Here is a 704-nt window from a genome sequence, read left to right on the forward strand (position 1 = left end):
CCGGCAGCAAGGCGATGCCCAGCCCGGACACGGCAGCGTCGCGCAGTGCTTCGCCGCTGTCCAGGCGCAGGCGGCTGCGCCCGTACGCCTTGACCCAGGTGCCATCCGATTCGCGAAAGCGCCAGCTTTGCTTGCGCGTGCGGCTGCTGAAATACAGGCAGTCGTGGTGGGCGAGGGCGTCCATGTCCCGGGGTATGCCGCGCTCGGCGAGATAGTCCGGTGCGGCGCACAGCAGCGCCTGATAACGAGCGACCACCCGGGACACCAACTGGCGGTCGGTGTTTGCGCTGCCGATGCGGATGGCCAGGTCGAAGCCGTCCTCGACGATATCGGCGGTGCGGTCGCTGAAACTGACTTCCACCTGCACCTCGGGCCAGGCGTGCAGGTATTTCTTCAACAACGGCAGCAACACCTTGCGCCCGAACGCATCGGGCACTGTAAGCCGCAATAAACCGCGCGGTACCCCGGTGGGCTGGCCGATGCGGCTTTGGGCGTTGTCCACTGCGGCGAGGATCTCCAGACCCTGGTCATACAGCGCGCGGCCTTCGTCGGTGAGGCTCAAGGTGCGGGTGGTGCGGTTCAACAGGCGCACACCAAGGCTGTCCTCCAGGCGCGCCACGGCTTTGCCGGCCGCCGAGCGCGTCAGGCCCATCGCCTGGCCACCGGCGACGAAGCTGGCGCCATCGACCACCGCCATGAAGATC

At 67.5% G+C, this 704-nt stretch carries 1 protein-coding gene; it reads right to left on the reverse strand.

Features of this window, described 5'->3' with window-relative positions:
* The coding region (locus tag HX846_RS38085) for a LysR family transcriptional regulator (RefSeq protein ID WP_256740513.1) at positions 1–703 on the reverse strand (703 nt) is incomplete at its 3' end.
* Between the last annotated feature and the right edge of the window lies 1 nt (position 704).

Source organism: Pseudomonas sp. K5002 (assembly GCF_013386655.1).
Classification (GTDB): domain Bacteria; phylum Pseudomonadota; class Gammaproteobacteria; order Pseudomonadales; family Pseudomonadaceae; genus Aquipseudomonas.